The 22,278-nt window shown below is 69.5% G+C and carries 17 protein-coding genes and 2 tRNA genes; 9 read left to right on the forward strand and 10 right to left on the reverse strand.

Annotated elements, in window-relative coordinates; genetic code table 11:
• Nucleotides 1-35 precede the first annotated feature (35 nt).
• Entirely contained in the window at nt 36-683 is a 648-nt protein-coding gene (locus ACX80H_RS03010) for an MBL fold metallo-hydrolase (protein WP_459310917.1), read from the forward strand.
• 39 nt (nt 684-722) lie between these two features.
• Here ACX80H_RS03010 and ACX80H_RS03015 read toward each other — a convergent pair whose 3' ends face one another.
• The 8 genes from ACX80H_RS03015 to ACX80H_RS03050 form a co-directional block, all read right to left on the reverse strand.
• Complete coding sequence (locus tag ACX80H_RS03015) at nt 723-2,651, reverse strand: GTPase (protein WP_459310918.1); 1,929 nt, start codon at nt 2,649-2,651, stop codon at nt 723-725.
• Entirely contained in the window at nt 2,648-4,465 is a 1,818-nt protein-coding gene (locus tag ACX80H_RS03020; protein ID WP_459310919.1) for a dynamin family protein, read from the reverse strand. Before ACX80H_RS03020 ends, ACX80H_RS03015 begins: the two co-directional genes overlap by 4 nt.
• 162 nt (nt 4,466-4,627) lie before the next feature.
• Nucleotides 4,628-4,700: transfer RNA gene (locus ACX80H_RS03025), tRNA-Glu, on the reverse strand.
• A 68-nt stretch (nt 4,701-4,768) separates the two neighbouring features.
• Nucleotides 4,769-4,840, reverse strand: a tRNA-Gln gene (locus tag ACX80H_RS03030).
• Nucleotides 4,841-4,910: 70 nt separating this feature from the next.
• A complete protein-coding gene (locus ACX80H_RS03035; protein ID WP_459310920.1) occupies nt 4,911-5,762 on the reverse strand; it encodes an HAD family hydrolase in 852 nt (283 codons plus the stop codon).
• A 3-nt stretch (nt 5,763-5,765) separates the two neighbouring features.
• The gene (gene gltX / locus ACX80H_RS03040; RefSeq protein ID WP_459310922.1) at nt 5,766-7,274 is read right to left on the reverse strand and encodes a glutamate--tRNA ligase; all 1,509 of its coding nucleotides are present in this window, start codon (nt 7,272-7,274) and stop codon (nt 5,766-5,768) included.
• A 148-nt stretch (nt 7,275-7,422) separates the two neighbouring features.
• On the reverse strand, nt 7,423-8,196 hold the full coding sequence (locus ACX80H_RS03045) for a fumarylacetoacetate hydrolase family protein (RefSeq protein WP_459310924.1): 774 nt from the start codon (nt 8,194-8,196) through the stop codon (nt 7,423-7,425).
• A 219-nt stretch (nt 8,197-8,415) separates the two neighbouring features.
• Nucleotides 8,416-8,556, reverse strand: a complete 141-nt coding sequence (locus tag ACX80H_RS03050; RefSeq protein WP_459310925.1) for a hypothetical protein — start codon at nt 8,554-8,556, stop codon at nt 8,416-8,418.
• A gap of 206 nt (nt 8,557-8,762) precedes the next feature.
• On the opposite strand from ACX80H_RS03050, the gene ACX80H_RS03055 reads away from it, so the two are divergent.
• Together ACX80H_RS03055 and ACX80H_RS03060 are read left to right on the forward strand one after the other, a co-directional pair.
• Nucleotides 8,763-9,797: a hypothetical protein gene (locus ACX80H_RS03055; RefSeq protein WP_459310927.1), complete on the forward strand. Its 1,035-nt coding sequence runs from the start codon at nt 8,763-8,765 to the stop codon at nt 9,795-9,797.
• Between the two features lie 499 nt (nt 9,798-10,296).
• Nucleotides 10,297-11,871 carry a putative bifunctional diguanylate cyclase/phosphodiesterase gene (locus ACX80H_RS03060; RefSeq protein ID WP_459310928.1) on the forward strand — a complete coding sequence of 525 codons (1,575 nt, stop codon included), beginning with the start codon at nt 10,297-10,299 and terminating at the stop codon, nt 11,869-11,871.
• Between the two features lie 117 nt (nt 11,872-11,988).
• Here the strand turns inward: ACX80H_RS03060 and ACX80H_RS03065 are convergent, their stop codons facing one another.
• Together ACX80H_RS03065 and ACX80H_RS03070 are read right to left on the reverse strand one after the other, a co-directional pair.
• Nucleotides 11,989-13,095, reverse strand: coding sequence for a branched-chain amino acid aminotransferase (locus ACX80H_RS03065; protein WP_459310929.1), 1,107 nt, complete (start codon nt 13,093-13,095; stop codon nt 11,989-11,991).
• A 97-nt stretch (nt 13,096-13,192) separates the two neighbouring features.
• On the reverse strand, nt 13,193-14,245 hold the full coding sequence (locus tag ACX80H_RS03070; protein WP_459310931.1) for a 3-isopropylmalate dehydrogenase: 1,053 nt from the start codon (nt 14,243-14,245) through the stop codon (nt 13,193-13,195).
• Between the two features lie 114 nt (nt 14,246-14,359).
• Between ACX80H_RS03070 and ACX80H_RS03075 the strand changes: the two genes are divergently transcribed.
• From ACX80H_RS03075 to ACX80H_RS03100, 6 genes are all read left to right on the forward strand, one after another.
• Nucleotides 14,360-15,565 (forward strand): sensor histidine kinase, encoded by a 1,206-nt coding sequence (locus ACX80H_RS03075; protein WP_459310933.1) that lies wholly within the window; start codon nt 14,360-14,362, stop codon nt 15,563-15,565.
• A 152-nt stretch (nt 15,566-15,717) separates the two neighbouring features.
• Complete coding sequence (locus ACX80H_RS03080) at nt 15,718-16,395, forward strand: response regulator (protein WP_459313353.1); 678 nt, start codon at nt 15,718-15,720, stop codon at nt 16,393-16,395.
• Nucleotides 16,396-16,531: 136 nt separating this feature from the next.
• On the forward strand, nt 16,532-17,320 hold the full coding sequence (locus ACX80H_RS03085) for an ABC transporter ATP-binding protein (RefSeq protein ID WP_459310934.1): 789 nt from the start codon (nt 16,532-16,534) through the stop codon (nt 17,318-17,320).
• Nucleotide 17,321: 1 nt separating this feature from the next.
• Entirely contained in the window at nt 17,322-19,904 is a 2,583-nt protein-coding gene (locus ACX80H_RS03090) for an ABC transporter permease (RefSeq protein ID WP_459310936.1), read from the forward strand.
• 78 nt (nt 19,905-19,982) lie between these two features.
• Nucleotides 19,983-21,680 (forward strand): sensor histidine kinase, encoded by a 1,698-nt coding sequence (locus ACX80H_RS03095; RefSeq protein WP_459310937.1) that lies wholly within the window; start codon nt 19,983-19,985, stop codon nt 21,678-21,680.
• A 31-nt stretch (nt 21,681-21,711) separates the two neighbouring features.
• Nucleotides 21,712-22,251, forward strand: a complete 540-nt coding sequence (locus ACX80H_RS03100) for a hypothetical protein (RefSeq protein ID WP_459310938.1) — start codon at nt 21,712-21,714, stop codon at nt 22,249-22,251.
• Nucleotides 22,252-22,278: the final 27 nt, after the last annotated feature.

Raw genomic sequence — 22,278 nt, forward strand, 5'->3', positions numbered from 1 at the left:
GACCAGCCTCTTCCCGGATCAGCACAAGGACAGCCATGCGCCTCATCGCCGATGATTGCTACGAACTCGAGCAGCAGAAGGGCTCGCACGGCTTCGTCGTCTCGGGCGCCGGGCGCACGGCGGTGATCGACCCGGGCATGTCCTCCGGCTTCGACGGCGTCATCGCCGAGCTCCGCGCCAACGAGGCGACAACGGGCCCGGTCACCGACATCGTCCTCACGCACTACGACGCCGACCACGCACAGGCGGCGCAGCGGCTCTCCGAGGTCCTCGGTGCAACGGTGTGGATCGGAGCCGAGGACGCCGCTGTCCTCCGCGGCCGCACGAAGCCGAAGACGCTCTTCCGGAAGGTGCTGCAGAGGGTGGCGCGCGTCCCCTACCCGGAGGGCGCCCGGGAGCTGAGCGGCTCCGGCGAGATCTTCCCGGGGCTCGAGTATCTCCCCACCCCGGGCCACACTCCCGGCCACTACGCGTACCAGTGGCGTGGCGTGCTGTTCACGGGTGATGCCGTCCGGGTCTCCGCGGACGGACGCGTCAGGAACTTCTACGCCGTGCTGAACAACGACACGCAGGTCGCGTCGCGTTCCGTCGGGGTGCTCGCGGAGCGCATCGGCTCGGGAACCGTGGACTGGATCTGCTCAGGCCACAACGCGGTCGCCCGCACGACGGTCCGGACCTCCTGACGACGGGACAGCACCTCGCCGGTGGTTTCCGGCAGTGGTTCAGGGGCGCTGAAGCGCCGCCAGGACCGCGGTGCGGAAGCGGTTGCAGCGTTCCACTTCGTCCTCCACGGGCCGCAGAACGACCTCGTGGGCGACGCGCGCACAGGAGGCCAGGAGCCGCCGTCGCACCCGCGACGCCCGGCGCGCCGCGCCCCATCGCGCCAGCAGCGCCGCAAGGACGCCCAGCAGGATGCCGGTCACCACGCCACCGAGGATCAGGAGCGTGGGAAGCGGGAACCCCTCCACCCGCGGGACGTCGATCGCTGGGAGCTGCAGGAAGCCGAGAACGGCCAGGACGCCGAGCCAGGCAAGTCCTCCCGCGAGCGCGGCGAACGCGACCCACTGCAGGAGACCGAAGATCCCCCACCATGCGCGCCGGCCGGTTTCGAGGTCGGTGCCGGTGACGGCCGAGTCGAGGGCATCGGTGAGGTCGGCGGCCGTATCACGCGCGGCGTCCCGGATGGAGGTGTGCCAGGGCTCGACCGCTCCCGCGGCCGACGCATCACCGAAGACGCGGAGGGCGTGGTCCACCTTCGCCTGCTGGGCCGGCTGGCCCTGCGGCAGCGACGACCTGCGTATGTCGGGGGCGATGTCCTGCCGCCGGAGGTTCAGCCGGCGGAGCGGATCCGGGCGGAGCCCGGCCAGCCAGCGCGTGACCGGCCAGCCGGCCACGGCGTGCGCATCGCGGCGGTAGGCGCTGCGCACGGCGTCGACCACCACCGGCACTCCCGCCGCGGATCCGAGTTCGTCGGACAGGGCGGTCATCGTTTCCCCGGACGGCCTGGCCACCGGCTGCTCCCCGGCGTACGGGAGGAGGCCTGTCGCGGCGAGCGCGGCGTCCGCCGCCATCCTCCGCGTGGCTGCTGCGCGGCTCTCGGCGAGGGCCCGGATGGCGGCGGCGAGTCCGGCGACGCCGTCGCCGGTGCGCGCGGACACCGGAAGGACGACGACGTCGGACAGTCCCTCGCCGGCCAGGATGCCCTTCAGCGACGACGTGACGGCGTCGAGGTCCTGGGGCCCGAGGCGGTCCGCCTGGTTGAGTGCCACGACTGTCACGGCCTCGTGGGTCGCCAGCCCGCGCAGGAATCCGTGGTGGAGGGCCGCATCGGCGTACTTCTGCGGATCGACCACCCACAGGAGGACGTCGACCTGCCCGGCGAGCCGCTGGACGATCTCGCGATGGGCGAGCGTGGTCGAATCGAAGTCGGGGAGGTCGAGGAGGATCAGGCCGGGGGCGTCATCCACCGGGACCGTCCGCACAGCTGCCACGACCTGGGGCATGGCGGTCGCCGTGGGACGGCGCCGCCACCGGAAGAACCTGCGGAGGCCCCCCGCCGCGTCAGGAGCCGGGCCGGCGGACGGGTCGCCGGAGCCCTGTACGTCGCGCCCGCCCTGCCCCGCGGTCCTGTCGAGCCGGTCCTGCCGGTCATGCCCCTCGCGCTCCTCGTGCCCCTCGTGCCCGTCGAGGACGAGGACGGCGGCAACCGTGGACCGGAGCGCAGCGGTACTTCCCTGCGATGCCAGAGCGGCCGACCCCGCCACGAGGGGGGCACCCTCCGGCAGTTGGACGCGCTGGTTGACTCCGAGCCAGTCGAGCAGCTCATCGCTCCCCCGGCGTCCCCAGACCAGGGCGAGGGGTTCCGACGTCGTCGGACGCCGCGCGGCCACCCGCGCGGCTTCCGTGCCGCTCAGCGCGTTCACGAGGGAGGACTTCCCGCTGCCAGTGGGTCCGAACACGCCGACGACGGTGTGGTCGGCGGACAGGGACCGCCGTGCGCCGGCACGCTCCAGCGTGCCGTGGAGGCGCTCTAGTTCGTCGCGCGGCAGTCTGTCCGTCCCGAGGTCGTACGCCTCCTGGAGGCGGTCCAAGGCGTCCAGGAGGGAGGTCGCGAGCAGCGCGTCCGCCGCCGCTCCGGTGTCTCGGCTCATGCCTCGTCCTCCGCGCCCAGCTGCAGTCCGGTCGGAACCGCCGTACGCAGATGCTGGGCCAGGACGCGCAGCGACTCCGCCGGCGTCTGGTGGGCCAGCGGCTCGAGGCACCGGTCGAAGTCCTCGCGTTCGTGCCGGAACAGGCCCTCCACCCGCTGCGACAGGTTCTTCCGCGCTATCGCCGTCAGGCGCCGCACGGCATCGTCGCCGAACACCGCTTCCAGAAGTTTCTGGCCCGCGATCGCCGACGCTCCGGCGATGCCGATCTCACCACCGGTCAGCCCACCCGTGGAGGCGAAGACCACCACCATCAGAGCCACGGCGACGCCGTTGACGCCGAAGGAGAGCATCCGCGCCGTGAATCGCTTGTCTGCTCCCTCGGCCTGGACCAGCTGCAGGAGGTCCTGCTGCCAGGCCCGGATCTCGCGGGCCACGCTGGAGGAGAAGTCGTCGGCACGCCAGGGGGGCACGCTCTCGAGCAGCACCCTGCCGGCCTGCTCCGCCCTCCAGCGCCGCCGGGTCGCTTCGTCCGCGCGTGCCGCCTGCTCGACGATGACGGTCTGCAGGCCGCTCCCGATGGCGTCCGCCACCGTCGCGGCAGGAGCCGGCCTGCCGGTGAAGAAAGCGCTGACCCGGTCGCGTGCCCAGCCGATCCTCGACTCGAGCCCCCGCATGAATTCACCGGTGCCGACGAAGTCCTGCCAGCGGGCCAGCACTTCGCCGCGCAGCAGCCTGCCGTCCTCGGTGGCGGCGAGGACGTCGGTCAGCGCGTCGCGGTAGGCCCCGTCGACCGAGGCACGCAATGCATCTCCGACCGCCTGCTCCTGCGTGGCCGCCTCGGCGATCGAATCGATGCGCCCGGCGAGCGCGCGCATGGCGCCCTGCACGGTCCGCCGTGCGATGTCCCGGCGGCCCTCGGCGTCGGCGGCAAGGGCCTGCAGCCACCGGCTGATCGGTACCACGGCGTCCGGGGGCAGCATGCGCGACGGGCCGAGGGGAAGTTCCGGGACGACGAAGATGGGAGCGTGTCCGAGGTTCTCGGCGGAGAGGAGGTTCAGGAGGTCCCCCCTGATCTCCTCCTCCACGCCGGGCGGGACGCGATCGAGGACGACCGCCACCAGGACGTCGCGCCGCCCCGCCTCGGCCAGCAGCTTCCACGGGACGGCGTCGGCGTAGCGGTTGGCCGTCGTCACGAAGATCCAGAGGTCGGCTGCCGCCAGCAACTGCCCGGCGAGCTTGCGGTTCTCGTCCGCGATGGAATCGACGTCGGGGGCGTCGAGCAGGGCGAGGCCGGCCGGGAGTGTCCGGGTGGGCCGGAGGAGCAGGGTGTCCGCCCCGGCGGTGTGCCCCGGCTGCCCGGACGGGTCCAGCGTCATTGCGGGGCCCGGGAGGTGTGCGGGAGTTCCGTCCTCCGCGCCGTCATCGCCCGCAAGCCGGACCCGGCTGAGCGTCGGCAGGACGCGGGCGTCGTCGAACCAGCCTGCGTCGTCGGGGTGATGGAGCAGGAGCGGCTGGCGCGTGGTGGGCCTGACGGCGCCCGTTCCGGACACGGGACGCCCCACGAGGCCATTCACGAGGGTGGACTTTCCGGCACCCGTCGAACCGCCGACGACGGCGATCAGTGGCGCGTCGAGGCTGGCCAGCCTGGGAAGGATGTAGTCGTTCAGTTGCGCACGGGCGGCTGCCGCCGATTCCCTCGCATCGACCGAGCTCGCCAGGGCCAGGGGGAACGCGAGGTTCTCGAGCGCACCCCGCACGTCCCGCAACAGCGGGGGTAGCCCCCGGGCTTCGCTGGCGGTCGACGGTGCACTCATGGCTCCATCATGCCAGCCCCTCCCCCTGCGGTCAGGGCTCCACGCCAGCACGTCCCGGACTTACCTCACGACATCTTCCGGAAAACAGAAAATCCCGGACATCGAACGATGTCCGGGATTTCCCGTGATGTCCTTGCGGACGAGCGCCCTTTCGAGCTGCTGTGACCCCAGCGGGATTCGAACCCGCGTTACCGCCGTGAGAGGGCAGCGTACTAGGCCGCTATACGATGGGGCCAGTACATTTCCATACTACTACTGCTTTTTACTGCTTTGTGCCATCCTGCCCGTGAGGACCGGAGTGCGCTGGGGTACCAGGACTCGAACCTAGAATGTTGGTACCAGAAACCAGTGTGTTGCCAATTACACCATACCCCAATGGCACTTTTCGAAGACCCGATCCTGCTGGGTTCTCGACCGCGTAACCGCTCCGCGCCGAGATATAACTTTACCGGACAGAGGGCAGGAACTGCAAAACGGCCGCCAGATCGGTGATGCGCGGCACCTCGGGGGTGTCCTTGCCGGAGCTGGATCCCACCGGATCTCCCGCCCCTTCCGACAGTTCCCCCGGGTCCCCCCAGGGATCCGGAGCCGATGCCGGACGGGGTTCCCCACGCATCCCCGTGCGATCGAGCCAGACGCCGACGAGTCCTGCCGAGCGGGCCCCGACGGCATCGATCAGGCGGTTGTCCCCCACGTACAGGGTGCGTCCGGGAGCTGTGCCGATGAGCCGTGCGCCCTCCAGGTAGATGGCGGGATCGGGCTTCGCGACGCCGACCGCGTCGATACCGACGAGGACGGCGATGCGATCGAGGCCCGCGCGGTCCAGCTTGGCCCGCTGGTAGTCGTGCACGTTGTTGCTCACGGCTCCGTAGGGGATGCCCCGCGCGTCGAGTTCGTCGAGCAGCGGTACGACGTCGTCGTACGCCCGGAAATGCAGGGGAAGCGTCTGCTCGTACGCCCGGACCCACGCATCCACCGTGTGGCCGAGGAAGGGCTCACGCGTGAAGCCCGCCCGTGCATGGCGGACCCGGTGCACACGCTGCTCCTCGAACGTGAGCTCGCCGGCGAGGAAGCGGTCGTAGTGCCTCTGCGGGTCACCCGTGTACAGGGACTTGTACCGCACCCAGTCGTCGTCGCTCAGGTGGTCGAGCGCAGGATCCGGGATGGACTGGAGCGTCCGCCCCATGGCCTGCTCGAGGTCGACGAGCGTTTCGTCGATGTCGAACAACACACCGTCGACGCCCGGGCTCCCCGCGGCCGCCTGCTCCGCCCCTGCCGGGGGCATCGGTACCGGCACGCCTCAGCCCACCGTAACGCGGAGCGCACGGACCCGGGCGAGCGAGGAATCCCGTCCGAGGATCACCATCGACTCGAAGAGCGGCGGTGAGATCCTGCGGCCCGAGACAGCGGTACGCACCGGCCCGAACGCCAGCCGGGGCTTCAGCCCCAGCGTGTCCACCAGCGCGGAGCGGAGAGCCGCCTGCAGGGACTCCGCGTCCCAGGAACCGACCCCCTCGAGGGCCTCCAGCGTGGCGTCGAGGACCTCGCCCAGGTTGTCGGGGAGGCCCTTGCGTGCGTCGTCGGCGATGTCGATGGCCTCGTCGGCCTTGAACAGGAAGCCCAGCATCTCCGGCGCCTCACCGAGGAGGGTGATGCGCTCCTGGATGAGCGGGGCCGCTTCCGCGACGATCCGCAACTCCTCCTCCGTGGGGTCGGCGCCGATGAGGCCGGCGGCGGCGAGGTAGGGCAGGAGCCGTGAGCGGAACTCGGCCGGGTCGAGCAGCCGTACGTGGGTGCCGTTGATCGCTTCGGCCTTCTTGAGGTCGAAGCGCGCCGGGTTGGCGAGGACGTCGCGCACGTCGAACTTCTCGACGAGCTGCTCGACCGAGAAGATGTCCTCGTCGGCCGACAGGCTCCAGCCGAGCAACGACAGGTAGTTCAGGAGTCCCTCGCGGATGAAGCCACGCTCCCGGTGCAGGAACAGGTTGGACTCGGGATCCCGCTTGGACAGCTTCTTGTTGCCCTGGCCCATGACGTACGGCAGGTGGCCGAACAGCGGCATGTAGCGTGCGACTCCGATGTCGATCAGCGCCCGGTACAGCGCGACCTGGCGGGGTGTGGAGGACAGCAGGTCCTCTCCGCGGAGGACGTGCGTGATCCCCATGAGGGCATCGTCGACCGGGTTGACGAGCGTGTAGAGCGGCGCCCCGTTGGCCCGGACGACGGCGAAGTCGGGCACACTGCCCGCCCGGAAGGTGATATCGCCGCGGACGAGGTCCGTGAACGTGATGTCCTCGTCCGGCATCCGCAGGCGCAGGACTGCCGGCCGCCCGGAGGACCGGAAGGCTTCCTTCTGCTCCTCGGTCAGGGTGCGGTCGTAGTTGTCGTAGCCGAGCTTGACGTCCCGTCCTGCTGCCCGGTGGCGCTCCTCCACCTCCTCGGGTGTGGAAAAGGACTCGTAGAGGTGGCCGGCCTGGACGAGGCGTTCGATCACATCCTGGTACAACTCGCCGCGCTGCGACTGGCGGTAGGGCGCGTGTGGCCCTCCGACCTCGACGCCCTCGTCCCAGTCGATACCCAGCCAGGTCATGGCCTCCAGGAGCTGGTGGTAGCTCTCCTCGCTGTCACGGGCGGCGTCGGTGTCCTCGATGCGGAAGACGAGCTTCCCCCCGGTGTGGCGTGCGTAGGCCCAGTTGAACAGGGCCGTGCGGATCAGCCCGACATGCGGGGTGCCCGTCGGCGAGGGGCAGAATCGGACCCGGACGGGTGTGGCATCGGTGACGGTGGGGATATTTGCGGCAGTAGTCATGATGGTCCCAGTCTAAGTGCGACCACCGGGCCCGCCCTCGTGCAGCAGCCACGCCGAGGAATGCAGCTCGTGCGCCGCCGATGCGCCGTAAAGCGCCGTCGGGCGCCGTCGAGCGCCGTCGGTTCGAGGCCCGACGGCGCCCGCTCGGTCAGCGGCGCGCCAGGTTGGACAGGCGTCCGATGCCTTCGATGTCGACGTCGAACCGCTGGCCGTCGGTGATCATGCCGACCCCGGCGGGTGTTCCGGTGAGGATGATGTCACCGGGCAGCAGCGTGAAGGCCTGCGACACGTAGGCCACGAGCTCCCGTGCTCCCCAGATCATGTCGCTCGTGGAGCCGTCCTGGCGGAGTTCACCGTCGAGCGTCCCGCGGATGCTGAGGTTCTCGGGATCGAGGTCGGTCTCGATCCAGGGCCCGATCGGGCACGAGGTGTCGAAGCCCTTCGCGCGGGCCCACTGGTCGTCGGTCTTCTGGACGTCCCGTGCGGTCAGGTCGTTGGCGCAGGTATAGCCGAAGACGACGTCGTCCACGCGCTCCAGCGGGACGTCCTTGCAGATGCGCCCGATGACGACGGCCAGTTCGGCCTCGTAGGAGATCTGGTCGGAGAAGGAGGGCAGCATGATCGGGTCGCCGGGACCGACGACGGAGGTGTTCGGCTTGAGGAACATCAGCGGTGCGGCCGGAGTCTCGCTGCCCATCTCCTGGATGTGGTCGGCGTAGTTCCGGCCGACACCCACGACCTTGCTGCGGGGAATGACGGGGGCCAGGAGCCGGACGTCCTCCAGGGCATGGCGTGCGCCGGTAAGCTGGACGCCGGCGTAGAAGGGGTCGCCCTGGATCACGGCGACTTCCTCGCTCCCGGCGGCTCCCTCCACGACTCCGAACGTTGGGTCATCGTTTACGACAAAGCGTGCAATTCGCATAGCGCCCAGCCTAACGTGAGGCGTTGCCCACGGAGCGTGCCCGGATGTGCTTTGCTCCTACCAGGGGTTGACTCGAATCTGGACTCAAAGGTCGCACCCGGACTTAAAGAGATACCGCGGGCACTCCCTCCCCAGAGACGAGGGTGCCCGCGGTATCGGCACTGCGGATCAAACCATAAGCTCGAAGACCCTGCGAGACGTCAGGATCAAGCGATCGGCTCAGTAGGGCCAGGCGCCGACGCGGTCCGTCGAGGAGACAGTGGAACCGGAGGTGGCCTTGGCGGGAGCAGCGTTGGCTGCTGCAGCACTGCCGCCGACGAGGAGGGTTGCGAGCAGGAGGGCAGAGGTGAGGCGCTTCATGGCGTACGTCCTTATGGCTTGATCGACAGTGGTTGAAGGTCCGCTTAACTACCACGGCGTCCTTCGTATTTATCGTAAGCCACACCAGTCACTTCCGTAACACATTTCCCGAAGTAATTCTGAACTGTTTCCGCAGGATTGTCCCCGGAGCCTTTCAACCCGAGAATGGTACGAGTCAGACCGACAACCGGAAGTCGTAGGTAGGCATGTCCCATCAGCACGATCCTGGCGAACGCATGCTGCTCGAGTTCCAGGCCCGCGACGCGTGGAACCAGCGGAACTATGCGGCCGCGCAGAAGCTTGCGGAGCAGTGGGCCGCGATGTCGTCGGCGCATCACGAAGAAGAGAGCTGGTGGAACGCCTCCTACCTGGTGTCGGAGTGCCTCCGCAAACAGGACCTGATGAATGAGTCGTTGGATGTGGCGGATGAACTGGCGAACCACCCCCTGACTCAGCAGTCGGTCGCACTGCAAGCGCGAATCTTCACCCTGCGGGCTTTCGCTTTGCAGGGCAGTGGTGACCTGGCCGCGGCCGTTTCAGCAGCCCGGAGCGCGGTTGCAGCAGCCCTGACAGAACCCGTTCACAGCGCGATCGCCATCGAGGCGCAGAACGCGCTCATCGCCTCCCTCGCCGAGAGCGTCCTCCTGGAAGATGCCTGGAGAGAGTGCCTCGTGCTTGCCGAGTTGCTCTCTGCAGAACCGAACAGTCAGACCAACGGGCTCGGATACTGGGCTATCGGCAATGTTGCCTTCCTCCTCAAACACATCACCGAGGGCGTCTCTTACCACCAGCAGGCTGCCAAGAACCTCTCGCCGACGAATGACCTCGATCTGTGGGCTCGGTTCAATCACGGCTCAGCACAAGTCCGCCTGGCCGCAGGGGTCGTCGAGCCCGAGACGCTGGAGTGCATCGAGCGGGCAGAGCTGGCCAACTCCATCGTCGGTGGGACCGAACGCGACCGCCTCGAGTTGAAGCTGACCCGGGCTCATTGGCTCGTCCTGACCGGGCAGTACGAGGCCGCCATCGAGAAATTGGGCGAAATCATCGAGCAGAAGCACCTCCTGGCATCACATGTTGCAGCCCAGGCCCACCTCCTTCTGGGACGCGCGCTGACGGCTCTCGGGAATGGTGGAAAAGCTGTCGCGGATCTCGAGCTGAGCGAAGATCTGTTCCTGCAGTCCGGAGCAGAGGACCGGGCCGCCAGTGCGCGGGCACTGATCGACAGCATCCAGGGCCAGTGAAGATTCCGGGGCAGGCGCGGAAAAGCCGGATCGGTCCCACGCCCTGACCACCCGGGGGAAGTCAAGCAGAAAAACCTCGGAACTCATGGTGCCGTAGGGTCCGCCGGCGGCGGGATCTGGCATAGAGTCATCAGCAGGTCCCGGTCGGGCCGGGCGTTTTCCCCCATTACTCCCACCCTGGCCGGGGCTTCTTTCTGCGCGGAACGACCCCGGGGGCAGCGTGGTACGGACGGATGAGGCGCGTCCGAATGATCCGGGTCGAGGAATGCTAACCTTGCCCCCGTCAGGTAGTGCGGAAGCATCATCGCCCGCCTGCTGCAGGACATGCGCTGCGGCAGAAGCCGATGCGCTCCATTCCTTGTTCGGCGGCGACAACTCGGGGGTAGCGCCATGACGACGGTCATCGTCCACAGCACGCAGCCCTGGTCCAGCAATCGCAGCCCGAACTGTTCCCACCGGTCGTGCAGGGCGACCCCCTCCGGAACGTGCGTTGGGACCTATGAGCGCTGACAACAAGGACCCCCGGCTGGCGATGCTGGTCGAGAGCATCGTCCGGCTCTCCCGGGGAGAACTCAGCAGCCGCATCGAACCCTCGACCGCGCGGGACGAGGTGGACGCCGTCATCACCGGCGTGAACCTGCTCGCGGAGGAGCTCGAGCAGGTCTACGAGCAGTTCGAGAAGCGCGTCGAGAGCCGCACCGCGATGCTCCGCCAGGCACACCTGGACATGATGAAGATGGCGATGTCCGACGCCCTGACCGGCCTCGCCAACCGCGTCGCGCTGATGGAGGGGATCGAAGAGGCGCTCGGCCAGGCCGCGAACGGAGCACCGCCTCCGGCTCTCCTGCTCCTCGATCTGGACGGCTTCAAGAACGTGAACGACCGCTTCGGACACGATGCGGGCGACCGCGTCCTGCAGGAAGTCGCCGCTCGGCTCAACAGCGTCGTACGCGAGAGCGACCTCGTGGCGCGCCTCGGCGGCGACGAGTTCGCCATCCTGCTTCCTGCCGCATCCAGGGAAGTCGCCACGCAGGTAGCGCGCCGCGCCCTCGAAGTCCTGGGCGAACAGATCCAGCTCGATTCGCTCCACGTCACCGCGAAGGCGAGCATCGGTGTGCGCCTGGGCGCTCCCGGCCAGACGGCCGACGATCTCCTGCTGGATGCGGACACGGCCATGTACGCGGCGAAGCGCGAGGGGCGCAGCATCATCAAGGTCTTCGAACCGGTGATGCTGTACTCGCGGCAGCTGCGGAGCCAGATGGCCACCGAGCTGCGCGGTGCCATCAGTTCCGATGAGCTGATCCTCCATTACCAGCCGGTGGTGGAGCTGGCCACGAACCGGATCCTGGGCGTCGAGGTCCTCGTACGGTGGCAGCACCCCCTGCGCGGACTGATCCCCCCGGACACCTTCATCCCGTTGGCCGAGGAGATCGGAGTCATCCACGACCTCGACCGCTGGGTCATGTCCACCTCGCTGAGGCAGCTTGCCGAGTGGCGGAGGGACCTCGCGCTCGACGACGACTTCCAGCTGAGGGTCAATCTGTCCGCCGTCGAACTCAAGCAGCTCGACCTCGTCGACCACGTGCGGTCCCTGCTCCGGGCGCTGGATCTGCCGGCGCACAGCCTCGTGATCGAGATCACCGAGACGGCGATCGTGACGCGGGGTGAGGTGGAGATGTACTCGCTGCTGAGCCTGCAGCAGCTCGGGGTCGGCATCGAGATCGACGACTTCGGAACGGGCTATTCCTCCATCAGCTACCTCCGCGAACTGCCCGTCAGCATGGTCAAGGTGGATCGCTCCCTCCTGGCGGAGCTGAACACGAGGGCCGGCCAGCTCGAGTTCGTCGCGGCGATCCTGCAGCTCATCCGGGCGGCCGGACTCGAGGCGGTCTTCGAGGGTATCGAGACGCGGGAGCAGGCGGACCAGCTGCGGGAACTCGGCTGCGCCAGCGGCCAGGGGTACTACTTCAGCAGGCCCCTGCCCGCCGACGACGCATCAGCGCTGCTCGCCACCACGCGTCATCTCCGCGCCGGCGAGGGTATCGACGGTTCGGAGATCGCGCCCTCCCGCTGACGGTGCATGAACGGTGCATGAACGGTGCATGAACGGTGCATGCCGCCATGCAGCGTGAAAAATGGCGCCTGGCGGGCCCTTTCGAGTGCCGCCAGGCGCCATTAACAGCAATTCGTCTCAGACCAGGCGCGTCAGCCAGCCGTGCGTGTCCTCCACGACGCCGGTCTGGATACCCAACAGCTGGCTCCGGATCGACATGGTCACCTCGCCGGCCGGTGCACCCGCCGAGCCGATGTACTCGTCGCCGTCGCGCAGCTGGCCGATGGGCGTGATGACGGCAGCCGTACCGCAGGCGAAGACCTCGGTGATGTCGCCGCTGGCGACGCCGTCGCGCCATTCGTCCAGCGTGATCTTGCGTTCGCTCACCTGAAGTCCCCGGTCCCTGCCCAGCTGGATGATCGAGGACCGGGTGACGCCCTCGAGAATGGTGCCGGAGAGTGCGGGAGTGACGAGGGAACCGTCACGGAACACGAAGAAGACGTTCATGCCGCCGAGTTCCTCGACTGCGTTGTCGTTGAACTGGTCGAGGAACAGCACCTGCTTGCAGCCGTGCGCTTCGGCCTCGAGCTGCGCCGCGAGCGATGAGGCGTAGTTGCCGCCGGCCTTCGCAGCCCCGGTACCGCCGCGTCCCGCACGGGCGTAGTTGCGGGAGACCCAGATGTCCACGGGCTTCACCTCGCCGCCGAAGTAGTTGCCCGCCGGTGACGCGATCACCCGGTAGGAGACCTCACGGGCCGGCCGGACGCCGAGGAATGCCTCGGTGGCGATCATGAAGGGCCGGAGGTAGAGGCTCTCCCCGTCGCCGGAGGGGATCCAGTCGGAGTCGGCCGAGACGAGCTGGCGCAGGGACTCGAGGAACAGTTCCTCGGGCAGCTGGGGCAGGGCGAGGCGGACTGCGGATCGGTTCAGGCGGGCCGCGTTCGCGTCGGCCCGGAACGTCCACACGGAGCCGTCGGCGTGCCGGTAGGCCTTCATGCCCTCGAAGATCTCCTGGCCGTAGTGCAGGACGGCGGCCGCCGGATCCAGCGCGATCGGCCCGTAGGGTTCGAGCCGTGCATCGTGCCAGCCGCCGACTCCGGACGCGTCGACACTGAAGTCGACGATGGCTGTGTGGTCGGTGAAGAAGTTGCCGAAACCCGGATTCGCCAGCACCGCCTCCCGCTCCTCGGCCGACTTCCGCTGCGTCGACAGGTGCTGGGCGAACTGGGTATCGGTGGCTGTCATGGTTCCTCCGCGCTGGAACGGACTGCACGCACGGCATGGCCGCCGTCGCCCGTCGGTGGTCAGTGCTCCGGCACTGGGTTAATGATGTGTAACCACCTTAGGACACGGCAGCGGCAATAGCATCGCCGATGGCCGAGGTGCTGCGGGCGACGGAACGCGACGCGATGTCCTGCTCGACGGCCTGCTCGATCCGCTGGGCGTGGGCATCGAGGCCCAGATGGCGGAGCAGAAGCGCTGCGGACAGGATCGCGGCCGTCGGGTCCGCGACCTGCTGGCCGGCGATGTCCGGGGCTGACCCGTGCACCGGCTCGAACATCGAGGGGGCGGTGCGGTCCATGTTGAGGTTCGCGGAGGCCGCGAGGCCGATCCCGCCTGTGACCGCTGCCGCCAGGTCCGTGACGATGTCACCGAACAGGTTGTCCGTGACGATGACGTCGAAGCGCGAGGGGTCGGTGACGAGGAAGATCATCGCGGCGTCCACGTGGAGGTAATCGTGGCGCACGTCGGGGAACTCGGCAGCGACGGCCTCGACGGTACGCTTCCACAGGTGGCCCGCGTACACGAGGACGTTGTGCTTGTGTACGAGTGTCAGCTTCTTCCGGCGCCCCGACGCACGCGCAAAGGCGTCGCGCACGACCCGCTCCACTCCATGAGCGGTGTTGAGGGAGACCTCCGTAGCCACCTCGTGCGGCGTCCCACCGCGCAGCGTCCCCCCGTTGCCGGTGTACGGCCCCTCCGTTCCCTCCCGCACGACGACGAAGTCGATGACGCCCGGATCTGCCAGCGGACTGGCCACGCCGGGGTACAGCTGCGAGGGCCGCAGGTTCACGAAGTGGTCCAGCGAGAAGCGGAGCTTCAGCAGGAACTCACGCTCGATCAGCCCCGAGGGGATGCGGGTGTCACCGGGGGCGGCCCCGACGGCGCCGAAGAGGATGGCGTCGTGGCGCCGCAGCTGCTCCAGAGTCGCGTCGGGCAGGGTCTCCCCCGTGGCCAGCCAGTGCTCCGCCCCCAGTTCGTAGTCGGTCAGCGAGAGCTCGACGTCGTCGCCGACCACCGCACGCAGCACCTTGACCGCCTCCGCGGTCACTTCCGGGCCGATTCCGTCTCCGGGGATGACGGCGAGATCGATACGGTGCGGGGCGTCAGTCATGGTTCCAGCGTAGGAAAGCAGCAGCACGCGCAACAATCCGTCCGCAGGATGAGACGACGCCTCCACCCTGGGTCGGATGTGCGACCGGAACCGACCCACCTAGAGTTGGGCCCCATGGACATCCACCTGCGGCTGGCGCGCTGGGTGCGCACGCACCCGGGACGGATCGACGTCTGTCTCGCCGCGGTGATCTTCGTCCTCCTGGTCCTGCCCTTCGCCGTCAGCGGTGTCCCGGGGTACGGGCTGATCGTCGTCGTGTCCACAGCCCTGGTCCTGCCCCTGGCCTGGCGCCGTTCGCGGGTCATGCTCTCGGCCGGCACCGTCGCGGGGATCTCCGTCCTGCAACTCGTCACCGGCATCGACCCCGTTCCCGTGCAGTTCGTCATCCTCATCACGCTCTACACCCTCGCCGCCCATGGTCCGAGGGGGGCCGGGCTGGCGGCCCTCGGACTCGCCCTCGCCGGAGCCATCATCGGCCTGGTGCAGTACGGTGACATGATCGGACTGGGCGGCACCGCCCCGGTGCTCACCACGGTGCCGTTGTTCCTGATCCTGCTCTTCCTCGTGGAATCACTCGTCCTCCTCGCCTGGACGGCGGGCGACCTCGCCCGGTCACGGAGGCTGACGTACCAGGCGCTGGAGGACCGGACCCGCCGCCTGGAGGTCGAGCGGCAGCAGGAGCGGGACATCGCGGCGGCGGACGAGCGCAGCCACATCGCCAGGGAGATGCACGACATCGTGGCGCACTCGCTCTCCGTGATCATCACGCAGGCCGATGGTGCACGGTACGCGAGTGCGCAGGCACCGGAGCTCGCCGTGCAGACGCTCGGCACGATCGCCGACACGGGCAGGGGTTCACTGCGCGAGATGCGGCGGCTGCTGGGTGTGTTGCGGGGCGACGAGATCGCCTCCACCCGGCCCCTCCCCACCCTCGACGACATCGATTCCCTGATCCAGTCGGTGCGCAGGTCCGGGGTGCGGGTCGCATGGCGTCGCGGCGGCACTCCGCGCCGTCAACTCCCCCTCGGCGCGGAACTGACCGGGTACCGCGTGGTGCAGGAGTCCCTCACGAACGTCCTCAAGCACGCGGGTGCGGACACGACCACCGAGGTCGTGCTCGACTACGGACCGCGGGGCCTGACCATCACGGTGGACGACGACGGACGCGGAGCAGCCGCGGACCCCGCCACTGCGGGTGCGGGGCAGGGCATCAAGGGGATGACGGAGCGCGTGCGCCTCTACGACGGGAGCGTCTCCGCCGGGCCGCGTACCGGCGGCGGGTACCGTGTCGAAGCGTTCATCCCGTACACGCAGGCGTAAGCCGGCCTGACAGCACACATCCGCCAGCATCGGAGAACGGAACCACCGTGGACAGCACCACCAGCAGCACTGTCAGCACCCCTATCAGCACCGCCATCAGCACCGCCATCAGCACCGCCGGCACGATCGGGAGCGAAGCCACTCCGATCCGCGTGGCCATCGTCGACGACCAGCACCTGGTCCGCAGCGGATTCGCGATGCTCATCGGGTCGCAGCCGGACCTGGAGGTCGTCTGCGAGGCGGCCAACGGCGGAGAAGCGGTTCGGCTCCTTCCAACCATCCCTGCCGACGTCGTCCTGATGGATGTGCGCATGCCGGGCATGGACGGCATCGAAGCGACGCGTCGCATCCTCGCTGCGTACGAGGCCGACCCTGGAGCCACCGGGGCAGGACCGCGCATCGTCGTCCTGACGACCTTCGACCTCGACGAGTACGCGCTGTCCGCGATCCACGCCGGGGCAAGCGGCTTCCTGCTCAAGGACACTCCGCCCGAGGAACTGCTCGAGGCGATCCGCACCGTGCACCGCGGCGACGCCGTGATCGCCCCGTCGACCACGCGGCGCCTGCTCGACCACGTGGCCCCGCTGCTGCGCCAACCCTCTGCGGCCCAGAAAGTCCACGCCGCGGCGGTGGCACGACTGACGGCACGCGAACGCGAGGTCTTCGAACTCATCGCCCAGGGGCTGTCCAATCCGGAGATCGCCGGAAGGCTCGTCCTGTCCGAGGCGACCGTGAAGACGCACGTCGGGCACATCCTCGCGAAGCTCGAGGCCCGCGACCGCGTGCAAGCCGTCGTCCTGGCGTACGAGACGGGCATCGTCCGCCCGTGACCACGGGGCGTGGGTCCGACCGAGACCACGGTCCCGGCCGGTGACACTGCCCCTCATCCCGCGGTATGAGGTTCCCGGCCGGAACCCCGGCCCTGGCGCCGATCCGCTGCAGCGCCGGGAAACCTAGCGTGGGAGCATGACGATCTCGACGAACTCCACCGACCTGCCCGGCCGCCTCCCGGTCCCGGCCTCACCCCCTGCAGCGGCCGCCGTCGCCGCCCGGGGTGTCTCCAAGAGCTACGGGCGCGGGGAGACTGCCGTCCACGCGCTGCGGAACGTCTCGCTCGACTTCGAAGAGGCACGCTTCACCGCCATCATGGGGCCGTCCGGTTCCGGCAAGTCGACGCTCATGCACTGCCTTGCGGGTCTGGACAGCATCGACGCCGGGAAGCTCTGGATCGGCGGGACGGATATCACCGGACTCGCCGATGCCGCCCTCACGCGGCTCCGGCGCGAGCGCGTGGGATTCGTCTTCCAGGCCTTCAATCTCGTGCCCACCCTGACCGCGGAGCAGAACATCACCCTGCCGGTGGCGCTGGCCGGCGGCACCGTGGACACCGCCTGGCTGCAGCAGATCTCCTCCTCCCTGGGTCTGGCGGACCGTCTGTCCCACCGCCCCCACGAGCTCTCCGGCGGTCAGCAGCAGCGGGTCGCCGTCGCCCGTGCCCTGCTGACGAGGCCGGACGTCATCTTCGGAGACGAGCCCACCGGCAACCTCGATTCCGCGGCGGGTGCCGAGGTGCTGTCCCTGCTGCGCCGCAGCTGCCGCGAGATGGGTCGGAGCATCATCATGGTCACGCACGATCCCGTGGCGGCATCCTACGCGGACCGTATCGTGCTGATGAGTGACGGTGCCCTCGTGGGCGAACTCGACCAGTCGACACCGGACGCCATCCTCGGCGCCCTGGCGAAGCTGGGGGCCTGACGTGCTGCAGGTAGCCCTCGCCCAGGTCCGGGTCCACGCCCGGCGCTTTCTCGCCGTCGGCCTCGCTGTGATGCTCGGCGTGGCCTTCCTCTCCGCGACCCTCATGGTCGATGCGACCACCAGGGCCAGCCTCGGCCAGAGCATCGGTGCCTCCTACGCGAAGGCCGATCTCGTGGTGTCCGGAGAGGACGGCGGCACCGTCCCCGCCGTCCTCGCGGACGAACTCGCCGACGTGCCCGGGGTCGAGGCCGTCCATGGCCTGGAGCGCGCCTACGGTCAGCTGGCCACGGGGGCGGAGACGTCCCTCGCCGTCCTGACCTCGACGGCTCCGGACCGGCTGGAGACCGCGCGGGTCGTGGAGGGCTCCTACCCGTCCGAGCCCGGCGAGGTGGCACTGGACGACGCCTCGGCCGCCCGTCTCGGCGTCGCGCCCGGGGACACCGTCGCCCTCGACGCCGGTGCTCCCTCCACCTCCCTGGGCTCCGCCCTGACCGTCACGGGTCTGACGGCACCGAGCGCGGACCCGACGCAGTCCGGCGCGGTGCAGGTCCTCGCGTCCGCGTCCGTCGTGCGCGAACTCAGCGGCGGGGAGACCGCATTCCGCAACGTCCAGCTCGCCCTGCAGCCGGGAGCAGATCCGGCCGTGGTCGCCGCAGCCGCCGTTCCGGTCCTCGACGGCTCACCGACCGGTGCCGGGACGCTCTCGGTCCGTACGGCGAACGAGCAGACTGTTGCGGATGTCGCGCAGCTGTCGAGCGGCAATGACGTCCTCACGGGGATCCTCCTGGCCTTCGCAGCCGTCGCCGTCCTCGTCGCCGGACTCGTCATCTCGAACACCTTCTCCGTCCTCGTGGCGCAGCGGACGCGGGAACTCGCCCTGCTGCGCTGCATCGGCGCCCAGCGGCGGCAGGTGCGCACGTCGGTGCTCGTCGAGGCGACCGTCGTCGGTCTGGCGTCATCGGTGCTCGGGATGGTGCTCGCCGTCGGGGTGATGTCCGTGCTCGTGGCCCTCGCACGGCAGACCGAGTTCGGCTCCTTCGCCGTCCTGGCCGTTCCGCCGTCGGCCGTCATCATCGGCGGGGTCACCGGTGTGCTGATGACGCTCCTCGCGGCACTCGTACCTGCGCGGGCCGCGACCCGGGTCGCCCCGCTGGCCGCACTCCGTCCCGCCGAGCCGCCGGCAGCCGGCACCAGGAGCGGTCGTGCACGGCTCACCGTCGGGTTCGCAGCCCTCGTCGGCGGCGGCGCGCTCCTCCTGCTCGGCGCCGTGTCCGTCGCGATCGTCCAGGCGGTCGTCGGCGGAGCCGTGTCCTTCCTCGGCATCGTCCTCCTCGCGCCGTTCTTCGTACCCGCCAGCGTTGCCACTGCCGGCAGGATCGCCCGCCCGCTGGGAGTACCCGGCACCCTCGCAGCGGTCAACGCCGTTCGGAATCCGGCGCGCACCACCGCCTCGTCGGCAGCGCTGATCGTCGGCGTGACGCTTGTGACCATGATGATGGTCGGTGCGCAGACCGCGCGGACGTCGTTCGACCACGAGCTCGACGAGAACTACGCGGTCGACCTCGAGGTCTCGGGACTCGGTGCCGCGTCCACCGCACCGGATGGAGCGGAATCGACACCGTCGGGGGCCGCTGTCCCGACGCTCCTGCAGGTCGACGGCGTGCAGTCCGTCGTCGAACTCACCCCGGTCCTGTTCACGAGCGCGGACGACGGCGGCGCCCTCGTCTACGCCGTCGACCCCGCGGACGTAGCAGGAGTGCTCCGCTCGCAGGGCATCGCCCTGACCGACGGCATGGTCCTCGCCCCGCAGACCTGGACGCAGTCGGAGGTCACCCTGGAGACCGGCAACGGCTCGGCCACCCTGCCCGTCACGGCCACCGATGCCACGTTCTTCCAGCCGCTCATCACCACGGCTACGGCGCAGCAACTCGGCGGCACCCCGGTCGGTGCCCTCTCGGATCTCCTCGCCGGGACAGGCACTGCGGACGCGCAGGGGCAGGCGGAGGCGGGGAGCAGCCTCGCCACCTACTTCGGTGCGACCTACTGGTTGAAGCTCGATGACGGGCTCGACGCGCAGGCTGTTGCGGACGTCCGGTCGCGCATCACCGACGCAACCGGCATCGTCGAGTACCAGGTCACCGGAGCGGCCATCGAGAGGGCGTCCTACAACCAGATCATCGACGTCATGCTGCTGATCGTCACCGCACTGCTGGCCGTCGCCGTCCTGATCGCCCTGATCGGCGTCGCCAACACGCTGTCCCTCTCCGTGCTGGAGAGGCGCAGGGAGAACTCCCTGCTGCGTGCCCTCGGCCTCACCCGGGCGCAACTGCGCGGGATGCTCGCCCTCGAGTCGGTGCTCATCGCGGGGGTCGCGGCCCTGCTCGGGTCCGGGCTCGGCATCCTCTACGGGTGGCTCGGGGCGCAATCGGCGCTGGGTGGGATCGCCCCCGTCGACCCGTCGGTGCCGGTCGCCCAGATCGGGGCAGTCATCGGGGTCGCCGTGGCCGCCGGGCTCCTGGCCTCCGTCCTCCCGGCCCATCGCGCGGCACGGCTCTCACCGGTGGCAGGGCTCGCCACCGACTGATCCGGTCCCGGCGTCCCACCGCCCCGGTGCCGGCGGCATATATTAGGGACATCGCAGCAGAGGGTCGGAGAGGACGCCGTGGCGCAGGAGGCAAGAGCAGGGGTTCGCGGTGTGGTATCCGCCGTCATCGCTTCCCCGTCCGCGGAGGACTGCGCGGGGCTGCAGCGCATCCTCGCCGCCGGCGGCTATCCCTCCAGGGCTGCCACCACGCCGGAGGCGCTGCTCGACGAGGTGCTCGCGGCGCGACCGGATGTCCTGCTCGTGGACCTGGAGACGGCGCTCGCCTACGCAGGGTCGCTGGGCGACCTCGTCGCGGAGCACCCCCAGCTCGCCCGCCTGCCCGTGATCCTCCTCCTGCCCGAGGGAGGCACCCGCGCCCTGCCGGACGCGGTGACACCATACGTGTCGGACGTCGTCTTCCGCCCGGTCACCCCCGCCGAACTGCTGCACCGTACGCACGCCGCGATCGCCCGGCAGCAGCGCCACCAGCAGCAGAGGACGTCCTCGGCGCGCCTGCGCGAGGAGATGAGGCGGATCTCCGCCCGTATCAGGGCGACGAACGATCCGGCGGCGATGGTGGACCAGTTCCTCCCGGCTGTCGGGCGGGCGCTCGGCGCACACCACCTCGTGCTGCAGATCTTCGATGACGAGCGCGTCGCCGCCCGGAGCAGCACCTGGACCAGCGACACGGACGACAGGCGCCAGCCCCCCGCCGCCCCGCTGCGCGTCCACCAGGAGGCCTCCCTCGCCCTCGCGCTGAGGCTCTGGGAGGAGTCCTCGAGTGCGAGGTTCAGCACCGGCGCGGCTGCCCCCGCTGTGCGCGATGTCGAGGCTCCCGAGTGGCTGTGCGACCGCGCGGGCAACGGCAGCACGGTGAGCGGGGTCGTCGCAGCGCTCGGTGAGGGGGACACCCCGTTCGGGCTGCTCTGGATCATCAGCGAGGAGACGCCCCTCGCCTGGTCCGGCGTCGAGAGCGCGCTGACGCAGCATGTCCTCGGCAACCTCGCCCACGGACTGATCCAGGCGCAGCTCATCTCCCGGCAGCAGCAGGCCGTCCGCAAGCTGAGCGCCCTCAACCAGGCGAAAAGCGACTTCGTGGGGACCGTGAACCACGAACTGAGGACTCCGCTCGCATCGATCGCCGGGTACCTCGAGATGATCCTCGACGGCGTCGGCGGCGAGCTGCCGCCGGAAGCCAGCACGATGCTCCAGGCCGTCGAGCGCAACACCGCGAAGCTGAGCGAGCTCATCGAGCACATCTCGGCGGTCTCCTCGCGGGACACCGACGCGTCAGAGCACGGCCCCGTCGATCTCGTCCACCTCGTCTCGCAGCTGACGGGCCGGGCCGTGCTGCAGGCCTCGGCCGGCGGCATCACGCTGGACTCCGCGCTGCCGGACAACGCCGTGACGGTCTCCGGCGACCGCGAGCAGCTCTCCGCAGCCCTGGCCATCGTGCTGTCCAACGCCATCAAGTTCACGCCGGAGGACGGCAGGGTCTTCGTCGGACTCACGCGCGAACCCGACGAGGGACACGTGGTCGTCGTCGTGCGCGATACCGGCATCGGCATCCCCCCGGACGACCTGCCCCGACTGTTCGAGTCCTTCCACCGGGCGGCCAACGCGAACCAGCTCCTGCCGGGAGTCGGGCTCGGCCTGTCCATCGCGAAGAAGACCTTCGAGGCGCACCACGGGACGATCACGATCGAATCGAGCCTCGGCGTCGGCACCGCCGTCGTCATCACGCTACCGCTGTTGAACCACGCTCCCGTAGGGTGATGAGCTGAACGAACCACGGAAGGACTTCCCCATGACGCGCGCCGCGAACGGCATCCCGGTACGCCAGCTGGACCTCGGGACGCTGCTGCCCTACCTCGACCTGCACCTCGTCGGCGCGACCAACGGAGTGCGCCTCTTCGGCGCGGCGCGGGTCTCCTGGTCCGGGACTCCCCACGAGGAGGATTTCGTCCGCCTCCGCCGCGAGATCGGCCAGGAGCGCGCCTTCCTCAAGCGGCTGATCAAGGCTCTGGGCCACCGGCCGAGCTTCCTGAAGATGGCGTTGGCACGGGCCCTGTCCATCGTCGCGGAACTCGATCCGCTCAACCCGATGCGGCGCAGGGCGACCGCCGGCGCGCAACTGGAACTCGAGGCCCTCCAGTCCCTGCTGAAGGGCAAGGAAGCACTCTGGTCCACGCTCCTCGCCCTGTCCGATGATGCCTCCGCGTCCACGGGCGACGCGGTGCTCAACCGTCCCGTCCTGGAGCAGCTGCTCGATGCGTCGAAGCGCCAGCAGGAGACCGTCGCCCGCGTCATGACGCAGACGGCGGCGGACCGCTTCCTGCGGCGCTGAGGCCGCAGGAAGCGGCGCGGGGCCGGA

It is taken from the genome of Arthrobacter pasteuri, assembly GCF_054510955.1.